This window comes from Paraburkholderia franconis, from assembly GCF_009362735.1.
Lineage (GTDB): Bacteria > Pseudomonadota > Gammaproteobacteria > Burkholderiales > Burkholderiaceae > Paraburkholderia > Paraburkholderia franconis.
This window is the reverse complement of the sequence record NZ_WHNP01000018.1, coordinates 18,939-43,298: the sequence shown is the minus strand read 5'-3', so window position 1 is coordinate 43,298 and position 24,360 is coordinate 18,939. Positions and strand designations below refer to the sequence as shown.

The following is a 24,360-nucleotide window of genomic DNA, read 5'->3' as shown; positions in this document are numbered from 1 at the left end:
ATCCGCGTCCGTTCGAACGCCGCCTACGCGGATGAACCGGCCGGCGGCGTCACGCGCTCGCGCAGTTCACGGCGGATCACTTTGCCCGTCGCCGTCATCGGCAACGCTTCGACGAAATGAATCGCGCGCGGATACTCATGCGCGGCGAGATGCGTCTTCACGTGCTCCTGCAGCGTCCGCACGAGCAGATCGCCCGGTTCGTAGCCGGGATTCAGCACGACGAAGGCGGTGACGATTTCGGTGCGCTGCGCGTCGGGCGCGCCGACCACGGCCGCCATCCGCACGGCGGGATGGCGCAGCAGGCAATCTTCGATCGGCGCGGGCCCGATCCGATAGCCGGCGCTCGTAATCACGTCGTCATCGCGGCCGACGAAACGGATGAAGCCGTCCGCGTCCATCAGGCCCATGTCGCCCGTCAGCAGCCAGTCACCGCGAAACTTGTCGCGCGTGGCCGGCTCGTTGCGCCAGTAGCCGAGGAACATCACCGGGTCCGGCGCGCGAATCGCGATGTTGCCGGGTTCGCCGCGCGGGACGGTCTGCCCCGCGTCGTCGACGATCGCGATGCGATGCCCGGGCACCACCTTGCCGATCGAGCCGGGACGCGGCTCGAACAGCGTCGCGCACGACGACACCACGACGTTGCACTCCGTCTGCCCATAGAACTCGTTGATCGTCACGCCGAGCGCGCGCCGCCCCCAGTCGATCAGCTCCGCGCCGAGCGACTCGCCGCCGCTTGCGACAGCGCGCAGCGAGAGCTTCCATCGCTCCGGGCGCTCGACGGCGCGCATCATCTTCAACGCGGTCGGCGGCAGGAACGTGTGCGTGACGGCGTAGCGCTGCATCAGATCGAAGGCCGCTTCGCCGTCGAACTTCTCGAAGCGCCGCGCGAGCACGGCCACGCCGTGATGCCACGCGGGCAGCAGGACATCGAAGAGGCCGCCGATCCATGCCCAGTCGGCGGGCGTCCACATCAGCCGCGCATCGGCGGGGAAAAACGCCTGTGGCATCTCGACGCCGGGCAGATGGCCGAGCAGCACGCGGTGCGCGTGCAGCGCGCCCTTCGGCTTGCCCGTCGTGCCGGACGTATAGATGATCACGGCGGGATCGTCCGCGGACGTCGCCTCCGGATCGAACTCGGCCGGCGATTGGTTGAGCGTGGTCCAGAACGATTCGACCTGCGATGCGGGACCGGCATGGTCGGCGTCGACGCAAAAGATCGTGCGCAGTTCGGGCAATGTCGCGCGCACCGAGGCGATCTTCTGCACGCCGCTCGGATCCGTGACGAGCGCGACAGCGCCGCTATCCGACAGGCGGTATTGAAGCGCATCGGGCCCGAACAGCGCGAAGAGCGGCACCGCGATTGCTCCGCACTTGTAGACGGCGAGATGCGCGATGGCCGTCTCGACCGATTGCGCGAGAAAGATGCCGACACGGTCGCCCTTCTTCACGCCACTGCGCCGCAGCGCATTCGCAAAGCGATCCGACAGCGACTTCAGTTCGTCGAATGTGTAGCGCGTCGCCTGCCCTTCGCGCGTCTCGCAGATCAGCGCGAGACGGCCGCTGCCGTCAGCCCACTTGTCGCACGCGTCCACGCCGATGTTGTATTGCTGCGGAATGCGCCATTCGAATGCGGCGATGAGACCGTCGTATGTGTCAGCGGCGGGAAGCATCAGTGTCTCCTGAGTGTTGCTTATATGTGCGGCAACGCGCTCGATGTCATGCTACTCCGCAAGCGATGCGGATGGCCTGCACAACGCGTATTCCTGGATCTCGATGTCGAACATCGAATTGCGCACAGGTTGTGCCTTGCAGGTTCGGGCGCGACGCGTGTGTCTTTATTTGAGTCCATCTCATCTTTTGCGTCAAGTGATGGATCGAATAATCTCTCTTTTTCTGCGAATCTTTTCGAAGTTATCGAGCGATGATGACTAGCATGAGTCACGCATTCTTGAGCTTTGCTCAATTCATGTTTTGCGCTCTGCCAGGCGCGATCTGGCTGCCGCGCCCGGTATGGGAAGCACGATGCAATAACATGGACCCGATGCGTGGGCCGCACTGGCGCCCTGAATCAGACCAGGATTTTTTTCGATTGCTTGTTATGGGCATCGGCCGCCACAATGCGCCAACCAGGGGAGGACTATGAAGAAGTGCATTCTGCTGGCGGGGATTGGCGTGCTCGCGGCATGCACCGCGGTATCGAGCGTGGACAAGAAGCAGAATGGCTATCTGTCGGTCACGAGTCGCGGACGCACTAGCCTCGCATCGTGGAACAGCATCCGCAATGCGGGGCTCAAGCACGCGAAGGCCTATTGCCGCGACCAGGACAAGCAGATGCACACCGTCGAGATCCATACGAACGGCGTGCGCAGCGCGGGCAACCAGACTGTCGAAGTAGTGTTCGAGTGCTTCTGACGAATTGATGAACGGCGCTCAGGCCGTATTCGATTGATCGGCGACGGTATCGCCGAAATGACGCGCGACGAACGCGCGCATCGCGGCGGTCAATGGCGTGGCGCCCGTCTGTTCGATCGTGCCTGTGCCCGCGGGGACGAAACCCGTCCACGTCGCGTGCTCGCCCGCCGCAGCGGGAACGAGATGAATCCTGGCACGCTCGATGATCGGGCCGCACTGGGCCCAGTCCGTCGACGGCGCGAAAACGGCTTCGAGCGCGCCTTCCGGGTCGCCGTCGCAAGCCGGTTCTTCGATCCAGCAGAAGCCATCGTCGACGCGCGGCTTCGGCAGATTGTCCGCTCGTGCGACCCAGTAATCGAGCAACGCGCCTTCCAGATCCGAAACTCTCATCTCTGCTCCTCGTGGAGATCGTGTGTGGCGAACCAGCATCGATTGTGCATCAAGTTCGTGTTGGGATTTGTGACGGTGCGTCCGCGTCCTTACCGCCGCTGAAGGACGCTCGCAATGCAGCGGCGAGGTAAGCATTCTCGCGATCAGTCGCCTAGAATGTAAGTTCGGCCACGACATGATGGAGGGCACGCCGTGAATGAAACGTTGATGGCGTACTTGCTAGGGCCCGTCGTAATGGCAATCGTCGGCGTTGTACTGTGGATCGTCACGCATTACCACGGCAAGCCCGGCCAAGGACGGGGAGCCCGTTGGCTCGATACGCACTACGTCGATTTGATGCACCACAGACACTGATGGCCCGCGCACACGCGCCTTTTTGTGGACTGCGGGCTCTTTGGCGGGCAGAAACGAAAACGGGCCGAATGGCCCGTATTCATTGGTGTCCTGGCGGAGAGAGGGGGATTCGAACCCCCGATAGGCTATTAACCTATACACGCTTTCCAGGCGTGCGACTTAAACCACTCATCCATCTCTCCGGCGGGGACGCGCATTATAGCAAACTCTCGCGCCCTTGCCACCTCAGCCGGATGGCACGTGTCACGGGTGCCGTATGTAGTCCACCAGCGCTCGCGTGTAAGCGTCCGGCTTCGCGTCCACGAGGCTGACCAGCACTGTCACCAGAAAGCCCGCCGGCACGCCGAACACGCCCGAGCTGATCGGCTCGATGCCGAACCAGCGCGTGCCGACGAAGCCCGTCAGCTGCGTGAAGAACGGATACGTCGACACGATGTAGTAAATGCACACCCCCAACCCCGCGAGCATCCCCGCGACGGCACCCAGCCGCGTCGTGCGCTTCCAGAACACGCCGAGCACCAGCACCGGAAAGAGACTCGACGCCGCCAGCGAAAACGCCGCGCCGACCAGAAACAGGATGTTCCCCGTATTCAGCGATGCCACATACGACGCGAACAGCGCGACGCCCAGCAGCAGGATCTTCGAGATCGTCACGCGCCGCTGGCTCGACGCGTCGGGATCGACCATGTGGTAGTAGACATCATGCGACAGCGCATTGGCGATCGTCAGCAGCAAGCCATCGGCTGTCGACAGCGCCGCCGCCAGCGCGCCCGCCGCGATCAGCCCCGACATCACATACGGCAGCCCCGCTATCTCCGGCGCGGCCAGCACGACCATGTCCGGCTGCATCTGGATCTCGCTCCAGCGCACGATGCCGTCGCCGTTCACGTCGGCGATGCTGATCAGGTACGGCTCGATCCGCCGCCACTGCATCACCCACTGCGGCAGCTCGGAGAAGCGATGGCCGACGAGATTCGACAGGATCTCGTACTTGATCAGCACCGCGAGCACGGGCACCGTCAGGTAGAACAGCGCGACGAAGAAGAGCGTCCAGCCGACCGAGCGCCGCGCCGATGCCACGGAGGTCGTCGTGTTATAGCGCGTCAGAATGTGCGGCAAGCTTGCCGTCCCCAGCGACAGGCACAGCAACAGCGAAAGAAAATTGCGCAGATGCAGCCGCCGCTCGGCTTCGTTCGCGGCGGGAAAAGGCTCGTGCATCTGCACGGGCGCCCCTGCGCGCCGCATCATCTCGTCGCGCTGCTGCGCCCACACGATCTGCGCCGTCGCGGCGTCGCGAGGAAAGCGCGCAATCCGCCGTTCGAGATCGGCGATCTCGCGCAACGGTCCGTTGTGCCGCCGCAAGTCGGCGAGCTGCTCGGTCAGCCGGCCTTTCTCGTCGATATACGACTGCGGCAAGCCGTCGATCTGCGCCTGCACCAGCGCGGCGCGCATCCGGTAATCGTCGCGCACCGATTGCTCGGACGGCGCGTCGCGCACGGCGCGCTCCATCGTCTCGACGCGCTCCATCAGGCGTCCATAGCCGAATTGCGGCACCCAGCCGAGGCCATCCTTGTGCGCGATCATCGACACGGGAATCAGGAACGCCGCGATCAGGATGATGTACTGCGCGACCTGCGTCCACGTCACGGCGCGCATGCCGCCGAGGAACGAACACACCAGAATGCCCGCAAGCCCGCAGAAGATGCCGATCGCAAAGTCGACGCCGATGAAGCGCGTCGCGATCAGCCCCACGCCCTGAATCTGCGCGACCAGATAAACGAACGAGCAGAGAATCGCCGACAGCGCCGCAAGCCCGCGCACCGCGTTGCTCGAAAAGCGCGTGCCGAGAAAATCGGGAATCGTGTAGCGCGCGAGCTTGCGCACGTACGGCGCGAGCAGAAACGCAACGAGGCAGTAGCCGCCCGTCCAGCCCATCGTGTACGCGAGTCCATCGTAGCCCGTCGCGTACAGCGACCCGGCAAGCCCGATGAACGACGCCGCCGACAGCCAGTCCGCCGCCGTCGCCATGCCGTTGAACACGGACGGCACGTGCCGCCCGGCCACGTAGTACTCGACGAGATCGGAGGTGCGCGACAGCAGGCCGATCACGGCATACACGGCAATCGGCACGAACAGGAACACATAGCCGATCCACATGCCCGCCCCGTTCGCGGCCTCGATTCGCCACAACAGATAGATGAACGCAAAAAAGCCCAGCGTATAGAGCGAATACGAACGGATCAGCCGATGCGCGAGCTTCATCGGTCGGCCGTGCGCTCGGCGAAGTCGTCCTGCGCACTGGCTTCGAGCGCGCGTTGCAATGCGGCGTCGGCACGCTGCATCAGCACGATGTAGATCACGATCAGCATCAGGTACACGAGGATCGCGCCCTGCGCGCCCATGTAGAACGGCAGGCTGAAGCCCGCAAAACGCACGGGCGCGAGCCCGCTCGCGATCAGCGGCACGATGAACGACACGAAGAAGCCGACCAGCATCAACGCGACGATCAGCACGATGTTGAAGCGCCAGTAGCGCGCATGCGCGCGCGCCATCGCCTCCGTCACGGGCGGCGGCTCGGGCAAGGGATTGATGTTGTGACGCGATGTGTGGTGTGGCGCGGCCATGCGCCTATGTATCAAAAACGTGTTACATCGGCAATCGGGGTTGTCCGCGCAACGACTTGCGTCACGGTTCGAAGCACGCCGCGCGGCGCATGAAAAAACGGCGCGTCCTCATCGGATGCGCCGCTTGCGTCTTCAAGGCTTCACGGCCTTAAGGCCCTATGCGCTTTATCGATCAGCGCGATTCACCCAACTGATCGAGAATCGCAGGGTTCTCGAGCGTCGACACGTCCTGCGTGATCTCCTCGCCCTTTGCGAGCGAGCGCAACAGACGCCGCATGATCTTGCCCGAGCGCGTCTTCGGCAGGTTGTCGCCGAAACGGATGTCCTTCGGCTTCGCGATCGGACCGATTTCCTTGCCCACCCAGTTGCGCAGTTCCGCGGCGATCTTCGCGGCCTCTTCGCCTTCGGGGCGCGTGCGCTTCAACACAACGAACGCGCACACGGCTTCGCCCGTCGTCTCGTCCGGACGGCCGACCACGGCGGCTTCCGCGACCAGCGGATTCGCGACCAGCGCCGACTCGATCTCCATCGTGCCGAGGCGGTGGCCCGACACGTTCAGCACGTCGTCGATGCGGCCCATGATCGTGAAGTAGCCCGTCTCCTTGTCGCGCACCGAGCCGTCGCCGGCGAGGTACAGATTGCCGCCGAGCTCTTCGGGGAAGTAGCTCTTCCTGAAGCGCTCCGGGTCGCCCCAGATCGTGCGGATCATCGCCGGCCACGGACGCTTGACGACGAGAATGCCGCCCTGCCCGTTCGGCACGTCCTGGCCCGTTTCATCGACGATCGCGGCCATGATGCCCGGCAGCGGCAGCGTGCACGAACCCGGCACGAGCGGCGTCGCGCCCGGCAGCGGCGAGATCATGTGGCCGCCCGTTTCCGTCTGCCACCACGTATCGACGATCGGGCAGCGCGAGCCGCCGACGTTCTCGTAGTACCACACCCACGCTTCCGGATTGATCGGCTCGCCGACCGTGCCGATGATGCGCAGCGACGACAGGTCGTAGCTCTTCGGATGCACCTTCGGGTCGGCTTCGGATGCCTTGATCAGCGAGCGGATCGCCGTCGGCGCCGTGTAGAACACGGAGACCTTGTGCTTCTGGATCATGTCCCAGAAGCGGCCCGCGTTCGGATACGTCGGCACGCCTTCGAACACGACCTGCGTGCCGCCGAGCGAGAGCGGACCATACGTGATGTAGCTGTGGCCCGTCACCCAGCCGATGTCGGCCGTGCACCAGAAGACATCCGTCGGCTTCCAGTCGAAGGTCCACTTCATCGTCTGCGCGGCCCACAGCAGATAGCCGCCCGTGCTGTGCTGCACGCCCTTCGGCTTGCCCGTCGAGCCCGACGTATAGAGGATGAAGAGCGGATGCTCGGCGCCGACCCATTCCGGCGCGCATTGATCCGATTCGTTCGCCGTGATCTCGTGCATCCACAGATCGCGCTTGTCGTCCCAGCCGATCTTGCCGCCCGTGCGCTGGTAGACGATCACGCTCTTGACGGCCTCGCAGCCGCCCATCATGAGCGCTTCGTCGGCGATGTTCTTGAGCGGCAGCGCCTTGCCGCCGCGCATCTGTTCGTCGGACGTGATCAGCGCGACGGCGCCCACGTCGACGAGACGTTCGTTCAGCGACTTCGACGAGAACCCGCCGAACACGACCGAGTGCGTCGCGCCGATACGCGCGCACGCCTGCATCGCGACGACGCCCTCGATCGACATCGGCATATAGATGACGACGCGATCGCCCTTTTTGATGCCGCGTTTCTTCAGCGCATTCGCGAAGCGCGACACACGCTGCAACATGTCGTTGTACGTGACGTGGGTGACGGTGCCGTCGTCGGCTTCGAAGATGATGGCGACGCGATCGCCGTTGCCCGCTTCGACATGCCGGTCGATGCTGTTGTACGACGCGTTCAGTTCGCCGTCTTCAAACCATTTGTAGAAAGGTGCATCCGATTCGTCGAGCACCTTCGTGAAGGGCTTTTTCCAGCTGAGCGTTTCACGCGCCAGCCTGCCCCAGAAGCCTTCGTAATCGCGCTCCGCTTCGGCGGCGAGCGCCCGGTATGCGTCCATGCCGGACACTGCCGCCTGTGCCGTCACTTCGGCGGAAGGCGGAAACACGCGGCGTTCCTGAAGAACCGATTCAATCGCAGACATCGACTACCCCTTGGTGAAGATGAAACATCAATCCTGTGTCGGCGCGCTCGCGATGCGTGCCCGTCCAGCGGGCGCAAGGCGTCGCTCCGTGTCGTCATAGTGGCGCCGCGCGTGACATCGGCCGCGGCGTGTCTCCCACCCTCGTGCCCGTTCGCAACGGCGGGCACACAGCGAATCGGCAAACGGCAGGTGCGGCGTCGCAACATCGCGCGGGCCGCCTGCCCGTTCAATAGGCTTCGATCGCTTCCCACGATAAGCGTTGCAACTTACCGCGTACTTACGCGCGGACCGGCTGCGCGTCAGGCAAAACACCAGGTGCCATGACAGCCAACGCGTCGCGATGCAAGCACATTGCAAACACCGCAAACATCGAGCCTACCTGTCGCTCGCGTGTCTTGCACACGTCCTAGTGCAATTGCGTCGCTTTGCACCGTAGTTATGCGCCCTTTTACAATGCTAACTGAACTAGCCACATGGATTCCAGCTTGAACCGCTATTCACTGTTTCTCATTGCCGCGATGCTGCTCGTCGGCAGCAACGTCGGCATTGGCAAGTCGATTGTCGCGTTCGTTCCCGTTCCCCTGTTCGCCCTGCTGCGTTTCGTGATCGCGATGGCCGTGCTGTGGCCGTTGCTGCGCGTGAGCAAGCTGCGCCGCGTGAAAGCGGGCGAATGGGTCAATCTGTTCCTGCAGGCCCTCTTCGGCACATTCGGGTTTACGCTGCTGATGCTCAACGGCGTGCACCGGACCAGCGCCGTCGCGGCGGGCGTCATCACGAGCACGATACCCGCCGTCGTCGCGCTGTTCTCGTGGATCTTCCTGAAAGAGAAGCCTGATGGGCGGGCGCTGGCCTCGATTGCGCTCGCGATCGCCGGCGTGGTCGTCATCAATCTCGCGCACGCCGGCAACGCCACGAGCGCCGCGAGCACAAGCTCGTTCGCCGGCAATCTGATGGTGCTCGGCGCCGTGTGCTGCGAATCGCTGTATGTGATCCTGTCGCGCCGCCTCACGCAGACGCTCGCGCCCATCGATATCTGCGCGTACACGCACCTGTTCGGCTTGCTGCTGATGCTGCCGCTCGGCGTGTCGGCGCTGTTCAAGTTCGACTATGTGAGCGCGCCCGTCAGCATCTGGGCGCTCGTGCTGTGGTACGGGCTGTCGGCGAGCATCTTCTCGTTCTGGCTCTGGATGAAGGGCATCCGCCACGTGCCGGGCAGCCTTGCGGGCGTGTTCAGCGCGGTGCTGCCCGTCGCGGCCGCCGTCTACGGCATCGTGTTCCTCGACGAACGACCGACGCTCGCGCACGGCGTCGCGCTCGCGTGCGTGATCGCGGGCATCGCGCTCGCGAGCCTCAAGGTCAGGCGCGTGCCGCCCGTCGCGTCGTAGCATCGGCGTCACGCATGGCCTTGCGCATCGGCCTCATACATCGGCCTCATACATGGCCTCGCGCAGCGCCGCGCCGGCTCTCGTGCCCGCTTGTACCCGCTCCTGCCCGCTTCGACACGGCCGTCACACATCACGCTGTACAATAACGCGCCCAGCGCGCTGCGCCCGCCGGTTTCATCGCCGGCCGCCTGAACGTCGGTTGTTCGCTTTCCGCGTGATCCGCCGTCGTCGATGCGAGCGCGCCCGTGCCCGCTGTCATTCGCCACCATCAAGCGCCAACACACTACGCCGACGACCCATGACCGCCCTGCGCCCCGTTCCTTCTGGCAAGCATCGACGCATGCGCCCGCTGCCCTCCGTGATCTTCATGAGCCGCTGGCTGCAAGTGCCGCTCTATCTGGGCCTGATCGTCGCGCAAGGCGTGTACGTCGTGCTGTTTTTGAAGGAAGTGTGGCACCTCGTCACCGCGTCGATGACGCTCGACGAAACCAGCATCATGCTCGTCGTGCTCGGCCTGATCGACGTGGTGATGATCTCGAACCTGCTGATCATGGTGATCGTCGGCGGGTATGAAACGTTCGTGTCGAGACTCGGCGTCGAGGGCCATCCCGACGAGCCCGAATGGCTCGACCATGTGAACGCGGGCGTGCTGAAGGTGAAGCTGTCGATGGCGCTCATCAGCATCTCGTCGATCCATCTGCTGAAGACCTTCATCGATCCGGACCAGCACACGACGCATGCCGTGATGTGGCAGGTGATCATCCACATCGCGTTCCTCGTGTCCGCGCTGGCGATGGCCTTCGTCGACCGCCTCACGACGCACACGCACCCTGAGCATTTCCACGAGCCCGCAGCAGCGCGCACGTTGAAGCAGAAGATTTCCCACTCCCCTGAAAGCGCATGACCGACCACGCAGCCGCGCAGTCGCGATAACGAGCGCCACCCCACTGAGCCTAGCCATGACCGTCATCAAACAGGAAGACCTGATCCAGAGTATTGCGGACTCGCTGCAGCACATCAGCTATTACCATCCGCTCGATTACATCCAGGCACTCGGCCGCGCGTACGAGCTCGAGGAGAGCCCCGCCGCGAAGGACGCCATCGCGCAGATTCTCACGAACAGCCGCATGTGCGCCGAAGGCAAGCGCCCGATCTGCCAGGACACGGGCATCGTCACGGTGTTCGTGAAGGTCGGCATGGACGTGCGTTGGGACGGCGCGACGATGAGCGTCACCGACATGATCAACGAAGGCGTGCGCCGCGGCTACACGCACCCCGACAACGTGCTGCGCGCGTCGATCGTGAGCCCGCCCGAAGGCGGCCGCAAGAACACGAAGGACAACACGCCGGCTGTCATCCACTACGAGATCGTGCCGGGCGACAAGGTCGACGTGCAGGTCGCGGCCAAGGGCGGCGGCTCGGAGAACAAGTCGAAGTTCGCGATGCTGAACCCGTCGGACTCGATCGTCGACTGGATCCTGAAGACCGTGCCGACGATGGGCGCCGGCTGGTGCCCGCCCGGCATGCTCGGCATCGGTATCGGCGGCACGGCCGAGAAGGCGATGGTCATGGCGAAGGAATCGCTGATGGACCCGATCGACATTCAGGACATCATCGCGCGCGGCCCGAAGGACTGGATCGAAGAGCTGCGCGTCGAGCTGCACGAGAAGGTCAACGCGCTCGGTATCGGCGCGCAGGGCCTGGGCGGCCTGTCGACGGTGCTCGACGTGAAGATCATGGCTGCGCCGACGCACGCCGCATCGAAGCCGATCGCGATCATCCCGAACTGCGCGGCCACGCGCCATGCGCACTTCACGCTGGACGGCTCGGGCGTCGCGAAGCTCGAAGCGCCGTCGCTCGACGCATGGCCGAAGGTCACGTGGGCGCCCAACACGGAAACGAGCAAGCGCGTCGACCTGAACACGCTGACGCCTGAAGAAGTCGCGTCGTGGAAGCCGGGCCAGACGCTGCTGCTGTCAGGCAAGATGCTGACGGGCCGCGACGCCGCGCACAAGCGCATCGCCGACATGCTCGCGAAGGGCGAGAAGCTGCCCGTCGACTTCACGAACCGCGTGATCTACTACGTCGGCCCCGTCGACCCGGTGCGCGACGAAGTGGTCGGCCCTGCTGGCCCGACCACGGCAACGCGCATGGACAAGTTCACCGAGACGATGCTCGCGCAAACCGGCCTGATCTCGATGATCGGCAAGGCCGAGCGCGGCCCCGTCGCGATCGACGCGATCAAGAAGCACAAAGCCGCGTATCTGATGGCCGTGGGCGGCGCTGCGTATCTGGTGTCGAAGGCGATCCGCAGCGCGAAGGTGCTCGCGTTCGAAGACCTCGGCATGGAAGCCATCTATGAGTTCGACGTGCAGGACATGCCCGTGACGGTGGCCGTCGATTCGAACGGCACGTCGGTGCATCAGACGGGCCCGAAGGAATGGCAGGCGAAGATCGGCAAGATCCCCGTCGCGACGGCTTGACGTCGGTTTGTTTTTACGGAAGCCGGGGCGTTATAGTCCCGGCTTTTTATTTGCTCACGCAGAACGCAACACAATTGCGTGAGCAATTCTCATCAACCGCATTCGTCCTTGGCTTTTCGGGTTCAGCCGTTTATTGTTCTTGGGAAACCAGGCTCCAACGAGGGAAAGATCATGCAAGGCGATAAAAAGGTCATCGAATATCTGAACGCCCAGTTGAAGAACGAACTGACCGCGATCAACCAGTACTTCCTGCACGCACGCATGTACAAGCACTGGGGTCTCGACAAGCTTGGCAAACATGAATACGACGAATCGATCGGCGAGATGAAACACGCCGACATGCTGATCGAGCGCATTTTCATGTTCGACGGCCTGCCGAATCTGCAGGATCTGCACAAGCTGCTGATCGGCGAAGAGACGAAGGAAATCCTCGAATGCGATCTGAAGCTCGAGCAGATCTCGCAGGGCACGTGCAAGGAGGCGATCGCCTATTGCGAGTCGGTGCGCGATTTCGTGTCGCGTGAAATCTTCACGACGATTCTCGACGACACCGAAGAGCACATCGACTGGCTCGAAACGCAACTCGATCTGATCGACAAGGTCGGCATCCAGAATTATCAGCAGTCGGCGATGGATTCGCCCGAAGAATAAGATCGCGTGCAAGATGGTGGCATCGCCACGCCTGTGACTCCTGCTACACTTCTGCGGTTCGATCCGCGCAACGTCTTTCGAACGCGCTGCGCGGATTTTCTTATATGGCTTCCATTGAATCCATGACCGCTTCGCCCCCCGCCTCCTCTGCGCTCTCTTCGCTGCCTGCGATTCCCTCGCTCGATCCGCGCGCGCCCGTCGGCATTTTCGACTCGGGCCTGGGCGGCCTGTCGGTGTTGCGCGCGGTGCGCGCGCAACTGCCGAACGAAGCGATCATCTATGTCGCGGATTCGCTCTACGCGCCCTATGGCGAGCGCGACGACGACTTCATCGCGGATCGCACGCTGGCGATTGGAGAATGGCTCGTCGCGCAAGGGGCGAAAGCGCTCGTAGTCGCGTGCAACACGGCGACGGCGCAGTCGATCGCACTGGTGCGCGAGAAGCTGCCCATTCAGCTGATCGGCGTCGAGCCGGGCGTAAAGCCCGCGGCGCTGCAATCGCGCTCGCGCGTGGCAGGCGTGCTCGCCACGCAGGTGACGCTGCGCAGCGCACGCTTTCAGGCGCTGCTCGAACGCCACGCCGCCGACTGCCGTTTTCTGTGCCAGCCGGGCCATGGGCTCGTGCAGGCTGTCGAACGCTGCGATATCGGCTCGCCGGAACTGCGCGCGCTGCTCGAAAGCTACATCCAGCCGATGCTCGATGCCGGCGCCGATACGCTCGTGCTCGGCTGCACGCACTATCCGTTTCTCGACGCCGCGATCCGCGATATCGCCGGCGACCGGCTTACGCTGATCGACACGAGCATCGCGATTGCGCGTCAACTGGAGCGCGTGCTCGACCAGCAAGGGCTGAGTTCGCCCGGGCGCGACGCCGCACCCCAGCCCCGCTTCTGCTCGACCAGCGACGGCGCGCATCTCAGGCAGCTTGCGGCGACACTGCTACAGATCGACGCGCCCGTCGAGCGCGTGCATATTCCTTCGCGTCGTACGGCCGCCACGGATTCGCACGCCGCCTGACCTGATTCCGGTAGCAGGCGCGCGCAATATTTCCGATTTTGATGCACTGCGCCGGCTGTACAGTGCCACCGTCGGTCGCAAGAGATACGCGCTCCCAACGCCCGCCCGCTGCGGCAAAAGCCCGCACGGCACCCACTCGCCGCAAGCCGGCGGCACCCGCGCCACATAAAGGCCGCTGCAACGAACCCCTTCCACCAAGCTGGTTTTGTTACAAAAATTTGCGACGAACGCTTGCCAAAGCGCCTGAACATAATGATAATAATTCGCATTAACGTTAGCTATCGCGAGCTGTCATGATTGTCTGCGTGTGCAAGTCTGTATCCGACCGGAAGATCCGCGCCTCGATCGCCGAGGGCATCGATACCTTCGACGAACTTCAGTTCGAGCTGGGCGTCGCGATGTGCTGCGGCAAGTGCGAACAATCCGTGCGGGATGTGATGGCCGAAAGCGGCGTCTGCGCGAGCCGTTGCGGCGTCGAACACCACACGCAAGCCGTGCCGCTGACGTTCTACGAACGCAAGGCCGCCTGACTCCGCGTTCGTCAGCCTTGACGCATCTTCATGTTGCGCGCTGAAAAGCGCGCTAGCATCGCACGCGCTTTCAGTTTTCTTTCCGCCGTCAGCAAGCCAGTCCGAGACCAGCCAGCGACGCCATTCTTCGAGGAGTTCGAAATGGAATTGCTGATCGGTTTCGTGACCACCCTGTGCATTTCACTGCTGATATTCCGAAAATGACGCCGTGCTGCATCGACGGCGCGCCGCCACGCTAACATGCAGGCCACGCCTACTCTCCCAACCGGCTTCGCGCCACACGCTTCCGCCCGAATCAATCCGCGTGTCGTCACGGTGACGGGCATCGTCATCGGACTGCATGTCGTTGCGCTCGCCGTCGCGTTCACGATGCGTGAAGCGACGCCGTCCAAACCGATCGAATCGCGCACGATCACGGCCGAGCTGATCAGCCCGGCGCCCGTCGCCGCGCCCGCCGCGATCCAGTCGATCCCGACGCCACCTCCGCCGAAGCCCACGCCCGTGCAGAAGGTCAAGCCGAAGGTGCAGCCGCATCCGACGCCGAAGCCCACACCGACGCCGCTGCCCGTTGCGCAGGCGCCGTCGCAGCATGAGATCACCACGCCCGCCGAGCCTGCGCCGCCGGCTCCGCCCGCGCCTGCCGCGCCCGCCCCCGCGACGCCAACTGCGCCCGCCGCGCCTGCCGTCGGCAAGCCGACGATGACGCTGTCCGCGCCGAAGAACGTGTCGCACCTCGATTGCAGCATCGTCCAGCCCGACTATCCCGCTCTTTCGCGCCGACGCGGCGAGACGGGGACGGCAATGGTCCACTTCGTCGTCGGGCTGACGGGCAAGATCGAGAACATCGAATTGAAAAAGAGCAGCGGCTACGATCGCCTAGACCAGGCCGCGCTCGACGCGATGCACTCCAGTTCATGCAAGCCGTATCTGGAGAACGGCGAGGCCATCCGCGCCGCGTACACACAGCCTTTCGCCTTCAGTCTTAGCAATTGATCCGCCGGAACAGATTTCAAAGAAGAAAAGGAATTGCCATGCAGAACTACGGTATTGCCCACGTCTGGGCACAAGGGGATTTCGTCACGCGCGGCATCGCGCTGGCACTGCTCATCATGTCGATGCTGTCCTGGAGCGTGATCTTCATCAAGAGCTGGAACGTCATGCGTCTCAAGCGTCTGACGAAAGACGCCGAGCAGGCGTTCTGGCATTCGGACGACTTCAGCGACGGCGTGAAGAAGCTCGGCAGCGATACGTCGTCGCCGGCTGAAAACCCGTTCCTGGCGCTTGCGCTGTCAGGCCAGGAAGCCGCCGACCATCATCATCAGACGCAGCCGCACCTGCACGACCGCATGGATGTGTCGGACTGGGTCACGCGCTGCCTGAAGGACACGATGGACGACAGCATCGCGCGCATGCAGAGCGGCCTCGCGATTCTCGCGTCGATCGGCAGCACGGCGCCGTTCGTCGGCCTGTTCGGTACTGTGTGGGGCATCTATCACGCGCTCCTGACCATCGGCGCGACGGGCCAGTCGTCGATCGATCAGGTCGCGGGCCCCGTCGGCGAGGCGCTCATCATGACGGCCTTCGGTCTCTTCGTCGCGATTCCCGCCGTGCTCGGCTACAACGCGCTCACGCGCGCCAACAAGGCGATCGTCAGCAAGCTGAGCCGCTTCGCTCATGGCCTTCATGCGTTCTTCGTGACGGGCGCGCGCCTGTCGTCGACGAAACGCGGAGACGGTCTTCGGCTCGCGTCCCGCGCCAACTAAATAAGCGAGGCACAGCGATGGCAATGAGCCCTTTTGCCGGCGACGATGACGACGGCCTGATGAACGAAATCAACATGACGCCGCTCGTCGACGTCATGTTGGTTCTCCTGATCGTCTTCATGGTGACGATTCCGGTGATCCGCCACGCGGTGAAGATCGACCTGCCGCACGCGAGCAGCCAGAAGGAAGACACGAAGCCGGCGCAGGTGACGGTGTCGATCGACGCCGACGGCAACGTGCTGTGGGACGACCAGAAAATCTCCGACGACACGCTGCAGGCGAAGATCACCGCCGCTGCGCAGCAGAACCCACAGCCGGAGCTGCATCTGAGCGCGGACCGCAAGGTTGCGTACGAGAAGGTGGCCGACGTGATGTCGGCGGCCCAGGCGGGCGGCCTGACGAAGATCGGCTTCGTCACGCAGCCGAAAGCGCACTGAGCGCGCCGCCCGCGTTCGTCATTCTTCGAAGAAAAGCCCTGTTTTTCAGGGCTAAATGTAAAAGGCCTTCATCGTCGGATGAAGGCCTTTTTTCGTGCGCACTCGGCGCCTTCGGGCGGCGGGATCATTTACCATCGCTTCTGCTCTGGATCTGATCACCGCATGCAGCAGCCGTGGTTGACACGGACAGCGCGGTCAGCCCTATCAGGCTCACTATCAAAGCGGCCGTCAGTTTTCGCATAGGACACTCCTTAGCGAAGGGATTTCAATATAAGCCCGCGGGCGCGTGCGTACAAGCCTGCGGCCATTGAAAGTATCCATCGCCGTTCGCGCTTAAATGGCAAAAACGATATTTGCCGTGTGGCGTGCGCTATGTTCACGTTCGCTCGCGTGGACACGGCGCGATGCGATCCGATGTGATGTGTCAGAGAACTTCCGCCTTCAGACGCAGCGGCTTCGCTTCGCGCTCCGGACATTCCTGCTGGATATGCTTGCCCGTGTCCGGATCGAGCATCTCGACCAGATAATCGACGAAAGTCCGCACGGCCGGCACCATGCCCTGCCGCGACAGGAACACCGCGTACAGCTGCGGCGACGGCAGCGTCCAGCCCGGCATCACAGGCGACAGGCGTCCGCTGCGCAACGCGGCGCCATACATCATCTCTGGCAGCGCCGCGATGCCGACACCCGCGAGCGCCGCTTCCGTGATCATCATCAGGTCGGCCGTCACGAGGCGCGGTTCGTGCTCGTGCGCGTGACGCGTGCCGTCGGGCGCGATCAGATTGAAGACGTGGCGGCCGTCGCCCGTCGGCGTGTCGAGTGTCTCGAAACGGTTCAGATCGGCGGGCGCGAGCGGCGGCGCATTCTGGCTCAGCAGGCTCGGCGCGCCGACCAGCATCTGCTGCGTGCGCCACAACGGCCGCACGACGATATTCGCGTTCTCCGGCGGGTCGGAGCGCACCCGCAACGCAACGTCGATCGAATCTTCGAACAGATCGACGACGCGGTTCGTCACGCGCATCACGACGCGCACTTCGGGATACCGATGCATGAATTCCGGCAGGATCTGCGACAGGATGGTCTGCGAGATCGTCACGGGCACGCTGACGCGCACCGTGCCGCGCGGCGACGAGCGCAGCTGCTGCACGACGTTGACGGCCGCCTGCGCCTCGGAAAGCATCGCCTGACAGTGCTGGTAGAACAGTTGCCCCGCTTCCGTCAGCGCGAGCTTGCGTGTCGAGCGCTGCAGCAGACGCACACCGAGCGACGCCTCCAGTTCGGTCAGGCGCCGCGACAGACGTGACTTCGAAATGCCGAGCACGCGTTCGGCGGCGGAAAACCCGCCATGTTCGACGACCTGCGAAAAGTACATCAGGTCGTTCAGGTTATGCGAATCGATCTTCATGTCACCGTTTCACTAGCAGAACAATCCATTGCGATAGGTGGCCTGTTTCGGCCAAAAACGGTCCATATAATAGTCGCATGTTTCAGAAATAACGCTATTCCCCATTTTTCGAGGTGACTTTGATGAGCGCGACCCGCACGATCGAACGCACGTACCCTTCCGTTCGCACGGTTGAAGGCGGTGGCTTTGTCGTCCACCGCCCGTTTCCGACACGCATGTTGATGGACTTCGATCCGTTTCTGCTGCTCGACGAAATGGGCCCCGTCGACTACGCGCCCGGCGAGGCGAAAGGCGCCCCCGATCACCCGCACCGCGGCTTCGAAACGGTGACGTACGTGCTCGAAGGCCAGTTCGGCCACAAGGACTCGGCGGGCCACTCGGGCACGCTGCGCGCGGGCGATGTCCAATGGATGACGGCCGGTTCCGGCGTCGTCCACAGCGAAATGCCGGACCCGTCGTTCATCGCGACGGGAGGCCGCGTGCACGGTCTGCAACTGTGGGTGAATCTGCCGAAGCGCGACAAGATGATCGCGCCGCGTTATCAGGAGATGCCGTCGGCAGATATTCCCGTCGCGACATCCGACGACGGCAAGGTGCGCGTGAAAGTGATTGCCGGCGAGGCGCTCGGCGCAACGGCCGCAATCGAGACGCGCACGCCGATCCTGTATCAGCATTTCACGCTGCAGCCGGGCGCGCGCATCGCGCACCCGGTACCGCGCGACTATCGCGTGTTCGCTTATGGGCTCTCGGGCAAAGGCTTCTATAGCGACGAGCAGCTCGAAATCGGACCGCAGCAGATGATCGTGTTCGACAACGATGGCGACACGGTGACGATGGCCGCTGGCGACGAGCCGCTCGACGTGCTGCTGTTCGGCGGCGTGCCGCTCAACGAGCCTGTCGTGCGCTATGGCCCGTTCGTGATGAATACGGAGGACGAAATCCGTCAGGCCGTCATCGACTATCAGGCGGGCCGCATGGGACAGATCACGCATTGAAGCGCCCTACTAGCCCTGAGGTTTCGGTTTTTCGCGCGGCGCGCTCAATCCGCGAATCGCAGCAAATTCGTTCACAATAGCAACCTGAGAAAAGCAACCTGAGCCGCGCGCCGCGTGATACGCGGCGCGCGGCTCACCTTTCCCCGTACAAGGAGCGCGCATGGCAGACACGAAGGTCACGGCACACATCGGCTCGACGAATTATCAGGTGATGTTCGACGACGGCGCGCATACGTGGATCGCCGACGAACCCGAGTCGCTCGGCGGCGCCGATCGCGGCCCCACGCCGAACTCGTTGCTGCTGTCGAGCCTCGGCGCGTGCACGTCGATTACGCTGAAGATGTATGCGCAGCGCAAAGGCTGGCCGCTCGAAGAAGTGCGCGTGACGCTGTCGATCCAGAAAGAAGGCGACGGCACGGCCATCGACCGCCAGATCGTGCTGACGGGCGATCTGTCCGACGAGCAGCAGGAACGGCTTCTGCAGATTGCCAATTCGTGCCCCGTGCACAAGATCCTCAGCAATCCGATTTCGATCCGTACGGGCCTGGCTGTTGCTTGACGCTATAAACCTTGGGCTTTAGAAGGAAGCTGCCGTCTTGAACTTCGAACATCTGATCCAGATTAACGATCCGCTGAATCCGCTCGTCGAAGCGCTGACGCGCGAGCAACTGTGGGAAGGGCTCGTGCTGCGCGCCGAGCAGCCGCAGCTGTTCGTCATCGGCCTCGACAGCTGCTCGATCCTGTCACGCACCGACAGCACGATGGAGCGCGAACTGCACTACGGCCAGGCGACCGTACGCGATCGCGTGACGCTCACGCCGAAGGACAGCGTGCGTTATGACATCCTCGCGACGGCGGAATACGTCGGCGGTTCGCTGACGATGACAATCGAGCAGCCTGACGAGTTGCAGCTCTTTTTGCGCTTCGAGTACAAAACGAGCCTGCCCTCCGCCGACGACAACGGCGATCCCGATGCGCGTCAGACGGAAGAGATCGTGAAATCGGCGTATCGCGAGTCGGACATCGACACGGTCCGCCTGATCCGCCAGTACGTCAGCGCGCGCAATACGCCTGACCAGCTGCATTAAATCCTGCGCGCCGCCGGACGCTCCGTGCGGCGCAATCCCCTGCCTATCGAAACGTCTTGCCGATTGATTTCGCAGCCTTGTGAATAGGAATGGTTATCATTTAGAATAAATCCAACAAATCGACGAACCAATGGCAAGCATGACGAACACGACGCGCTCTTCCACGCTCAGCCTGCGCCGCCCCGCAGCCGCGGCACTGACGAACGGCCGCCCGGCGAAGTCCGTCACGACGGCGCCCGCCGAACGCCGCACCGGCAACGACAATGGCGACAGCAGCAGTAACGCCGCACAGGCCGCCGAGCCAACTGAGCGCGTATTGACGAGCGACGCGCTGCTTCAGGGCCGCAGCCACGTGAGCATCGTGCATAACGGCGAGACGTATCAGCTGCGCGCGACGCGTCTGGGTAAGCTGATTCTGACCAAGTAACGATTGCAGTAGAACCGGGTATTGTGGGGACCACCTCTCCGAGAGGTGTTGGGCACTAGCCAGCCACGACGGCTTGCACGCGAGATCTAGACCCCTTCGTGCAGACATCAAGCCAGCCGTCTCAGCCAGCCAGGCCGCTTTTTTGCGTTCTCACCGCGAATCGCACCGCAAAGCGCGCGCAACGAATCGCGCGACGTTCAAACGATATGAAGCCGTGTGGGTGAACACATCCGCGCGGCTTTTGTCTTTGAAGGCGTGTCCGAAGAATCGCAAGCCTGAGCCGACGACAAGATAAACGTGTCAGCCGATCTCCAGCGCGGCGATACCCGCGCGCGCTATCGCCGCATCCTGCTCGGATTTCACGCCCGATACGCCGATCGAGCCGACCGTCTCTCCGTCCACGATGATGGGCACGCCGCCTTCGACCATCGCCGTGATCGGCGCGCTCAGAAACGCTGTGCGGCCCTGCTTGATCACGTCTTCGTAGACCTTGGTTTCGCGGCGCCCGAGTACGGCCGTGCGCCCTTTCGCGGTCGCCATTTCGACCGTACCCGGCGCGGCGCCGTCCATCCGGTGCAGATGGAGCAGATGACCGCCATCGTCGAGGATGGCGATCGTCACGATCCAGTGATTGGCTACCGCATGCGCCTCGGCGGCGGCCGCCATTTTCTTGACGTCTTCGTCGGTCAGTACGGGTTTGGTTCTCACAGGCTGCCTCGCTGGAAAACGCGGTGGAAAACGCGGCGCGCCTTCAGTGCGTCCAGCCCCAGAACATCAGCCACCACGCACTATCGACGACCGCCAATGCCGCCATGAACCATACCATCGCGAGCCCGCGCTGCAAAATGTGCGCTGTGTAGCGGCACGTCACGAGCCACGCGAGCCACGCGCTCCACGCGTTCGCGATCACGAGAATCGCGATGCGCACACCCGAAGCCCAGTCGATCGGCACATGCTCGGCCTTCAGCAGCGACAGCGTCGTCGCGGATAGCCCGAGGAACACGCCCGTGCCCGCAATCGGAATCAGCGCCTGCGCGAGATGATGCAGGCGCGTCATGTCGAAGCGGCCCAGCGTACGCGCCGCGCCCGCCAACAGCGCGAGCAACGCAGTGCCGTAGAAAGCGCCCGTCGCGAGGATGTAGCCGATGATCATCCCGCCGTCGAGCCACGAGAAAACGTCGTTCTGCTCCGGATAGTGTGTGAACACGAACCACGGCGCATTCGTGTCGAGCGGCCACATGATGTCGTGATCGATGAGCCATGTCGCGAGCGTCTGCTTGACGTCGATGAACCACGGCGAGCCCGTCCAGTGGAACGCACCGATCGCGATGCCGAGCAGGCCGTAGAGGATCAACGCCGTGTCCCAGGCGCTCGCCTGCTTGTCGCCGAGATCGACCACTTCCGACGACGGCTTGCGCCATGTCAGCGCGATCGCGTCGCGATGCCCGCTGCAACGGCCGCACATATGACACGACGATGCGCCCTTCATGTTGCGCAACGGCACGAGCGGCGCGCAGTTGATGGGAATCACGCGATGACCATGCTCACCCTGCTTGTACGAGCGGCGCCATGCGTCTTCATCGACCTTGTAATGAAACGGCGCGAGGCGCGCCAGAAGCGAAAAGACCCCGTTCACGGGGCACAGGTATTTGCACCAGACCCGCTTCTCACGGCCATAGAGCAATCCGATGACCATCGCGCCCAACGTCGAACCGCCGAGCACCAGCAAGACCGCTTTCGGATACTGGTAGACGCTGACCATCTGGCCGTAGATCGTCGTCAGGCCGAATGCGACGAATGGCCAGCCGCCCCAGCGCATCCAGTGCGGAATCGCCCGGCCTCGTCCGTATTTGCTCGCGAACTCCGAAAGCGCGCCTTCGGGGCACAGCACGCCGCACCAGACGCGTCCGAGCATCACCATCGACAGCAGCACGAACGGCCACCAGATGCCCCAGAAAACGAACTGCGCGGCGAGCGTCAGGTTGTTCCACAGGTGCGCGGTGTCGCCCGGCAGTTCGGTGAACGCGGGCACGAGAATCAGAAATGCGTAGACGCCAACGACCACCCACTGAATGCCGCGGATGACAGCGCCGTGGCGCTGCATCCAGTTGCCGACTTCCGCAAGCCGGCTGCGGCGATTCGCAACGACACTGCTCATGCCGCGCGCCCCGCGGGTTGCCGCGCCGGGCCACGCTTCGCGCGGCGCAGCAGCAGCCAGACGACGGCCCAGTACAGCGCGTAGGTGATCAGGTTCATCAACGCCGGATGAGCGCGATAGCCGGTGAGCGTCGCGACGAGCGAGCCGAACGTGCTGGAGTCGTCGAGAATCATCGACGCGTTCCACAGCCGGTCGACGACGGTCGGCAGGATTTCCTTGTCGATCAGCTTGTCTACGCCCGTCTGAAACAGACCCGCGCCGAGGAACAGCAGCATGATTTCGGTAATGCGGAAAAAGAGCCGCCACGAAAAGATCTTGCCGCCCAGCTGCAGCACGTAGAACGTGATGAACGCAAGGCCGAGGCCGACGATCACGGCAATCACCTGGCTCGCGTCTACATGGCCCGACTGGCCGAAGCCGAGGCCGTAGAGGAAGATCACCGTCTCGCTGCCCTCACGCGCGATCGCAAGCGCGACGAGCACTGCGATGCCCCACCAGTTCGCGTCCTGCGTGCTCTTCTTGAGCGACTGTTCCATGTCCCGTTTGAGCGTGCGTCCGTGCGATTTCATCCACAGCACCATCTGCACGATCAGCACGCAAGCGATCAGCACCATCGCGGTCTGGAAGTAGTCTTGCGCATCGCCCGACAGCACCTCGGTGAACCCGACCAGCGCCGCGCCCAGGCCGATCGCGGCCAGCACGCCGGCAACCACGCCCGCCCACAGGTACGGCAGACCATGGCGCGCCTGCTCGTCGCCATTCTTCAGCCACGCGTACAGAATCCCGACGACGAGCAGCGCCTCGACGCTCTCCCGCCAAACGATGAACACTACCTGACCCATCGAAACCTCCAACTGCTTGTAGACGCCGCGCGTCCGTGTTACAGCTCGTGCTGCCGCGACGACGTCACTTGGCGACGATCACGCCCTGCGCCTGTTGATGGAAATCGTCGAAGAACTTGTACGTGCCGGGATCGAGCGGAGCGATCACGACGACCGATTCGGCGCCCGGCGCCAGAACCTTCTCTTTGCGCAATTCGACGCTCTCGAATTCCGCCGCGCCTTTACCCGTGTTCTTCACTTCGATTCTGATGCGCTTGCCGGCGGGCACTTCGATACGCGCCGGATTCAGCTTGCCGTCCGTCATTTCCAGCTTGAACGTCACGGCTTCGTCCGCGTGCGCCAGCCCGACGAACGATGCCACCAAGGCCAGAACGGCGATCTTCTTGTTGACTCTCATGCACCCTTCCTGGAAATGCGGCGCGCTCTAACGCGCCGCTCACTTCATTGGGGATCGCGATGCGATCGACGGAGATCAGTAACCGCCCTTCTTGCCGATTCCCGCAAACGCGAAATCGTATTCGATCGTGAACGGCTTGAACCACGGACCGACGCCCGTTTCCTTGTCGACGTGACGGCCGAACGCCATATGTCCCGTCTGCATCGGCGGTTCGACGATCAGCTTCAGGTGATACTTGCCCGGGCCGGCGAGCTTGACGTTGTCGCCGTAGTGCGGACCGTCGTCGGCGACCATCGGCATCAGATCGCCCTTCTGGTCGTAGCTCGAACCCGGCTTGGTCAGCTCGTAGCGCACTTGCAGATAAGGCATCCAGTCGCCTTCCGCGAAACCAGTCGGATTTTTCTTGACTGCATGGATGTCGGCCTCGAGGTGGACATCGGAATCCGATGCCTTACGCATCATGCCTTCCGGATCCATTGTGATCGGCTGCAGATACACGGCGCCGATTTCCATGCCGCCCTGGATCTGCTGCTTGCCGATCGGATATTCAGCTGCCGACGCCGACATCGCGGCGACGGCAGCGAGGACAGCAACCCCGCCGCTCAGAATTGACGAAACGCGCATTGAAACTCCTTTGTTTTTTTAGACTGAAGCAAGGAAAAGCTGAAAACGGAAAAGCGCATCGAAGAGGTTTCGCATGCGCATTTCTTCACGTCTTTCGCCAATTATTCGATGCCGCCGACGCAAGTGCGAAAGCAGTAACGAACGGTAATGCGAACTATTCTCAATACATGATTCAGTTTATCACTGTTCATAGGGAAGAACAAATGCGAATGTGTGGAAAGCCT

General features: G+C 63.1%; 27 protein-coding genes and 1 tRNA gene. 16 read left to right on the top strand and 12 right to left on the bottom strand.

Annotated elements, in window-relative coordinates; genetic code table 11:
- Positions 1–23: 23 nt before the first annotated feature.
- The gene (locus tag GCT13_RS20245; RefSeq protein WP_152760918.1) at positions 24–1,670 is read right to left on the bottom strand and encodes an acyl-CoA synthetase; all 1,647 of its coding nucleotides are present in this window, start codon (positions 1,668–1,670) and stop codon (positions 24–26) included.
- 469 nt (positions 1,671–2,139) lie between these two features.
- On the opposite strand from GCT13_RS20245, the gene GCT13_RS20240 reads away from it, so the two are divergent.
- Positions 2,140–2,412: a hypothetical protein gene (locus tag GCT13_RS20240; RefSeq protein ID WP_152760916.1), complete on the top strand. Its 273-nt coding sequence runs from the start codon at positions 2,140–2,142 to the stop codon at positions 2,410–2,412.
- Positions 2,413–2,430: 18 nt separating this feature from the next.
- Here GCT13_RS20240 and GCT13_RS20235 read toward each other — a convergent pair whose 3' ends face one another.
- Entirely contained in the window at positions 2,431–2,802 is a 372-nt protein-coding gene (locus GCT13_RS20235) for a DUF2591 domain-containing protein (RefSeq protein WP_152760914.1), read from the bottom strand.
- Between the two features lie 192 nt (positions 2,803–2,994).
- On the opposite strand from GCT13_RS20235, the gene GCT13_RS48450 reads away from it, so the two are divergent.
- Positions 2,995–3,156: a hypothetical protein gene (locus GCT13_RS48450; RefSeq protein ID WP_193727712.1), complete on the top strand. Its 162-nt coding sequence runs from the start codon at positions 2,995–2,997 to the stop codon at positions 3,154–3,156.
- Positions 3,157–3,247: 91 nt separating this feature from the next.
- Here the strand turns inward: GCT13_RS48450 and GCT13_RS20230 are convergent.
- The 4 genes from GCT13_RS20230 to acs all read right to left on the bottom strand — a co-directional run bounded on the left by GCT13_RS20230 (position 3,248) and on the right by acs (position 7,935).
- A tRNA-Ser gene (locus GCT13_RS20230) sits at positions 3,248–3,338 on the bottom strand.
- A 61-nt stretch (positions 3,339–3,399) separates the two neighbouring features.
- Complete coding sequence (locus GCT13_RS20225) at positions 3,400–5,418, bottom strand: sodium:solute symporter family protein (RefSeq protein WP_152760912.1); 2,019 nt, start codon at positions 5,416–5,418, stop codon at positions 3,400–3,402.
- Positions 5,415–5,780, bottom strand: coding sequence for a DUF4212 domain-containing protein (locus GCT13_RS20220; protein ID WP_152760910.1), 366 nt, complete (start codon positions 5,778–5,780; stop codon positions 5,415–5,417). The genes GCT13_RS20225 and GCT13_RS20220 overlap by 4 nt, the downstream gene beginning before the upstream one ends.
- A 172-nt stretch (positions 5,781–5,952) precedes the next feature.
- Complete coding sequence (gene acs / locus GCT13_RS20215) at positions 5,953–7,935, bottom strand: acetate--CoA ligase (RefSeq protein WP_152760908.1); 1,983 nt, start codon at positions 7,933–7,935, stop codon at positions 5,953–5,955.
- Between the two features lie 485 nt (positions 7,936–8,420).
- Between acs and GCT13_RS20205 the strand changes: the two genes are divergently transcribed.
- From GCT13_RS20205 to GCT13_RS20165, 10 genes are all read left to right on the top strand, one after another.
- Positions 8,421–9,320 carry a DMT family transporter gene (locus tag GCT13_RS20205; protein ID WP_152760906.1) on the top strand — a complete coding sequence of 300 codons (900 nt, stop codon included), beginning with the start codon at positions 8,421–8,423 and terminating at the stop codon, positions 9,318–9,320.
- A gap of 340 nt (positions 9,321–9,660) precedes the next feature.
- Positions 9,661–10,224: a TIGR00645 family protein gene (locus GCT13_RS20200; protein ID WP_193727707.1), complete on the top strand. Its 564-nt coding sequence runs from the start codon at positions 9,661–9,663 to the stop codon at positions 10,222–10,224.
- A 55-nt stretch (positions 10,225–10,279) separates the two neighbouring features.
- Positions 10,280–11,803 (top strand): fumarate hydratase, encoded by a 1,524-nt coding sequence (locus GCT13_RS20195; RefSeq protein ID WP_152760902.1) that lies wholly within the window; start codon positions 10,280–10,282, stop codon positions 11,801–11,803.
- Positions 11,804–11,974: 171 nt separating this feature from the next.
- Complete coding sequence (gene bfr / locus GCT13_RS20190) at positions 11,975–12,454, top strand: bacterioferritin (protein ID WP_152760900.1); 480 nt, start codon at positions 11,975–11,977, stop codon at positions 12,452–12,454.
- A gap of 122 nt (positions 12,455–12,576) precedes the next feature.
- Positions 12,577–13,470, top strand: a complete 894-nt coding sequence (gene murI, locus GCT13_RS20185; protein WP_407670822.1) for a glutamate racemase — start codon at positions 12,577–12,579, stop codon at positions 13,468–13,470.
- Positions 13,471–13,763: 293 nt separating this feature from the next.
- A complete protein-coding gene (locus GCT13_RS20180; protein ID WP_087736062.1) occupies positions 13,764–14,000 on the top strand; it encodes a (2Fe-2S)-binding protein in 237 nt (78 codons plus the stop codon).
- Between the two features lie 30 nt (positions 14,001–14,030).
- Positions 14,031–14,204, top strand: a complete 174-nt coding sequence (locus GCT13_RS48445) for a hypothetical protein (protein WP_193727706.1) — start codon at positions 14,031–14,033, stop codon at positions 14,202–14,204.
- A gap of 36 nt (positions 14,205–14,240) precedes the next feature.
- Positions 14,241–14,993, top strand: a complete 753-nt coding sequence (locus GCT13_RS20175) for an energy transducer TonB (protein ID WP_152760896.1) — start codon at positions 14,241–14,243, stop codon at positions 14,991–14,993.
- 38 nt (positions 14,994–15,031) lie between these two features.
- Positions 15,032–15,763, top strand: coding sequence for a MotA/TolQ/ExbB proton channel family protein (locus GCT13_RS20170; RefSeq protein ID WP_152760894.1), 732 nt, complete (start codon positions 15,032–15,034; stop codon positions 15,761–15,763).
- 17 nt (positions 15,764–15,780) lie between these two features.
- Complete coding sequence (locus GCT13_RS20165) at positions 15,781–16,200, top strand: ExbD/TolR family protein (RefSeq protein ID WP_152760892.1); 420 nt, start codon at positions 15,781–15,783, stop codon at positions 16,198–16,200.
- 424 nt (positions 16,201–16,624) lie between these two features.
- Here the strand turns inward: GCT13_RS20165 and GCT13_RS20160 are convergent, their stop codons facing one another.
- A complete protein-coding gene (locus tag GCT13_RS20160) occupies positions 16,625–17,605 on the bottom strand; it encodes a LysR family transcriptional regulator (RefSeq protein WP_152760890.1) in 981 nt (326 codons plus the stop codon).
- 122 nt (positions 17,606–17,727) lie between these two features.
- Between GCT13_RS20160 and GCT13_RS20155 the strand changes: the two genes are divergently transcribed.
- From GCT13_RS20155 to hemP, 4 genes are all read left to right on the top strand, one after another.
- Entirely contained in the window at positions 17,728–18,600 is an 873-nt protein-coding gene (locus tag GCT13_RS20155) for a pirin family protein (protein WP_152760888.1), read from the top strand.
- A gap of 160 nt (positions 18,601–18,760) precedes the next feature.
- Positions 18,761–19,159: an OsmC family protein gene (locus tag GCT13_RS20150; protein ID WP_152760886.1), complete on the top strand. Its 399-nt coding sequence runs from the start codon at positions 18,761–18,763 to the stop codon at positions 19,157–19,159.
- Between the two features lie 37 nt (positions 19,160–19,196).
- On the top strand, positions 19,197–19,688 hold the full coding sequence (locus GCT13_RS20145) for an SRPBCC family protein (protein ID WP_087739934.1): 492 nt from the start codon (positions 19,197–19,199) through the stop codon (positions 19,686–19,688).
- A gap of 139 nt (positions 19,689–19,827) precedes the next feature.
- Positions 19,828–20,115 (top strand): hemin uptake protein HemP, encoded by a 288-nt coding sequence (hemP, locus tag GCT13_RS20140; protein WP_152761108.1) that lies wholly within the window; start codon positions 19,828–19,830, stop codon positions 20,113–20,115.
- Between the two features lie 300 nt (positions 20,116–20,415).
- Here the strand turns inward: hemP and GCT13_RS20135 are convergent, their stop codons facing one another.
- The 5 genes from GCT13_RS20135 to GCT13_RS20115 form a co-directional block, all read right to left on the bottom strand.
- On the bottom strand, positions 20,416–20,823 hold the full coding sequence (locus GCT13_RS20135; RefSeq protein ID WP_321574488.1) for a GlcG/HbpS family heme-binding protein: 408 nt from the start codon (positions 20,821–20,823) through the stop codon (positions 20,416–20,418).
- A gap of 43 nt (positions 20,824–20,866) precedes the next feature.
- Positions 20,867–22,273, bottom strand: a complete 1,407-nt coding sequence (locus GCT13_RS20130; protein ID WP_152760884.1) for a 4Fe-4S binding protein — start codon at positions 22,271–22,273, stop codon at positions 20,867–20,869.
- Positions 22,270–23,115 (bottom strand): FTR1 family iron permease, encoded by an 846-nt coding sequence (locus tag GCT13_RS20125; RefSeq protein ID WP_152760882.1) that lies wholly within the window; start codon positions 23,113–23,115, stop codon positions 22,270–22,272. The genes GCT13_RS20130 and GCT13_RS20125 overlap by 4 nt, the downstream gene beginning before the upstream one ends.
- Before the next feature lie 64 nt (positions 23,116–23,179).
- A complete protein-coding gene (locus tag GCT13_RS20120) occupies positions 23,180–23,512 on the bottom strand; it encodes a cupredoxin domain-containing protein (RefSeq protein WP_152760880.1) in 333 nt (110 codons plus the stop codon).
- Between the two features lie 75 nt (positions 23,513–23,587).
- Entirely contained in the window at positions 23,588–24,136 is a 549-nt protein-coding gene (locus tag GCT13_RS20115; RefSeq protein WP_152760878.1) for an iron transporter, read from the bottom strand.
- Positions 24,137–24,360 lie beyond the last annotated feature (224 nt).

Excerpts from the sequence above, each read along its gene's own strand:
- GCT13_RS20245 (WP_152760918.1), bottom strand. The coding sequence starts at position 1,670 with ATGCTTCCCGCCGCTGACACATACGACGGTCTCATCGCCGCATTCGAA.
- GCT13_RS20240 (WP_152760916.1), top strand. The coding sequence starts at position 2,140 with ATGAAGAAGTGCATTCTGCTGGCGGGGATTGGCGTGCTCGCGGCATGC.
- GCT13_RS20235 (WP_152760914.1), bottom strand. The coding sequence starts at position 2,802 with ATGAGAGTTTCGGATCTGGAAGGCGCGTTGCTCGATTACTGGGTCGCA.
- GCT13_RS20225 (WP_152760912.1), bottom strand. The coding sequence starts at position 5,418 with ATGAAGCTCGCGCATCGGCTGATCCGTTCGTATTCGCTCTATACGCTG.
- GCT13_RS20220 (WP_152760910.1), bottom strand. The coding sequence starts at position 5,780 with ATGGCCGCGCCACACCACACATCGCGTCACAACATCAATCCCTTGCCC.
- acs (WP_152760908.1), bottom strand. The coding sequence starts at position 7,935 with ATGTCTGCGATTGAATCGGTTCTTCAGGAACGCCGCGTGTTTCCGCCT.
- GCT13_RS20200 (WP_193727707.1), top strand. The coding sequence starts at position 9,661 with ATGCGCCCGCTGCCCTCCGTGATCTTCATGAGCCGCTGGCTGCAAGTG.
- GCT13_RS20195 (WP_152760902.1), top strand. The coding sequence starts at position 10,280 with ATGACCGTCATCAAACAGGAAGACCTGATCCAGAGTATTGCGGACTCG.
- bfr (WP_152760900.1), top strand. The coding sequence starts at position 11,975 with ATGCAAGGCGATAAAAAGGTCATCGAATATCTGAACGCCCAGTTGAAG.
- murI (WP_407670822.1), top strand. The coding sequence starts at position 12,577 with ATGACCGCTTCGCCCCCCGCCTCCTCTGCGCTCTCTTCGCTGCCTGCG.
- GCT13_RS20180 (WP_087736062.1), top strand. The coding sequence starts at position 13,764 with ATGATTGTCTGCGTGTGCAAGTCTGTATCCGACCGGAAGATCCGCGCC.
- GCT13_RS48445 (WP_193727706.1), top strand. The coding sequence starts at position 14,031 with ATGTTGCGCGCTGAAAAGCGCGCTAGCATCGCACGCGCTTTCAGTTTT.
- GCT13_RS20175 (WP_152760896.1), top strand. The coding sequence starts at position 14,241 with ATGCAGGCCACGCCTACTCTCCCAACCGGCTTCGCGCCACACGCTTCC.
- GCT13_RS20170 (WP_152760894.1), top strand. The coding sequence starts at position 15,032 with ATGCAGAACTACGGTATTGCCCACGTCTGGGCACAAGGGGATTTCGTC.
- GCT13_RS20165 (WP_152760892.1), top strand. The coding sequence starts at position 15,781 with ATGGCAATGAGCCCTTTTGCCGGCGACGATGACGACGGCCTGATGAAC.
- GCT13_RS20160 (WP_152760890.1), bottom strand. The coding sequence starts at position 17,605 with ATGAAGATCGATTCGCATAACCTGAACGACCTGATGTACTTTTCGCAG.
- GCT13_RS20155 (WP_152760888.1), top strand. The coding sequence starts at position 17,728 with ATGAGCGCGACCCGCACGATCGAACGCACGTACCCTTCCGTTCGCACG.
- GCT13_RS20150 (WP_152760886.1), top strand. The coding sequence starts at position 18,761 with ATGGCAGACACGAAGGTCACGGCACACATCGGCTCGACGAATTATCAG.
- hemP (WP_152761108.1), top strand. The coding sequence starts at position 19,828 with ATGACGAACACGACGCGCTCTTCCACGCTCAGCCTGCGCCGCCCCGCA.
- GCT13_RS20130 (WP_152760884.1), bottom strand. The coding sequence starts at position 22,273 with ATGAGCAGTGTCGTTGCGAATCGCCGCAGCCGGCTTGCGGAAGTCGGC.
- GCT13_RS20125 (WP_152760882.1), bottom strand. The coding sequence starts at position 23,115 with ATGGGTCAGGTAGTGTTCATCGTTTGGCGGGAGAGCGTCGAGGCGCTG.
- GCT13_RS20120 (WP_152760880.1), bottom strand. The coding sequence starts at position 23,512 with ATGAGAGTCAACAAGAAGATCGCCGTTCTGGCCTTGGTGGCATCGTTC.
- GCT13_RS20115 (WP_152760878.1), bottom strand. The coding sequence starts at position 24,136 with ATGCGCGTTTCGTCAATTCTGAGCGGCGGGGTTGCTGTCCTCGCTGCC.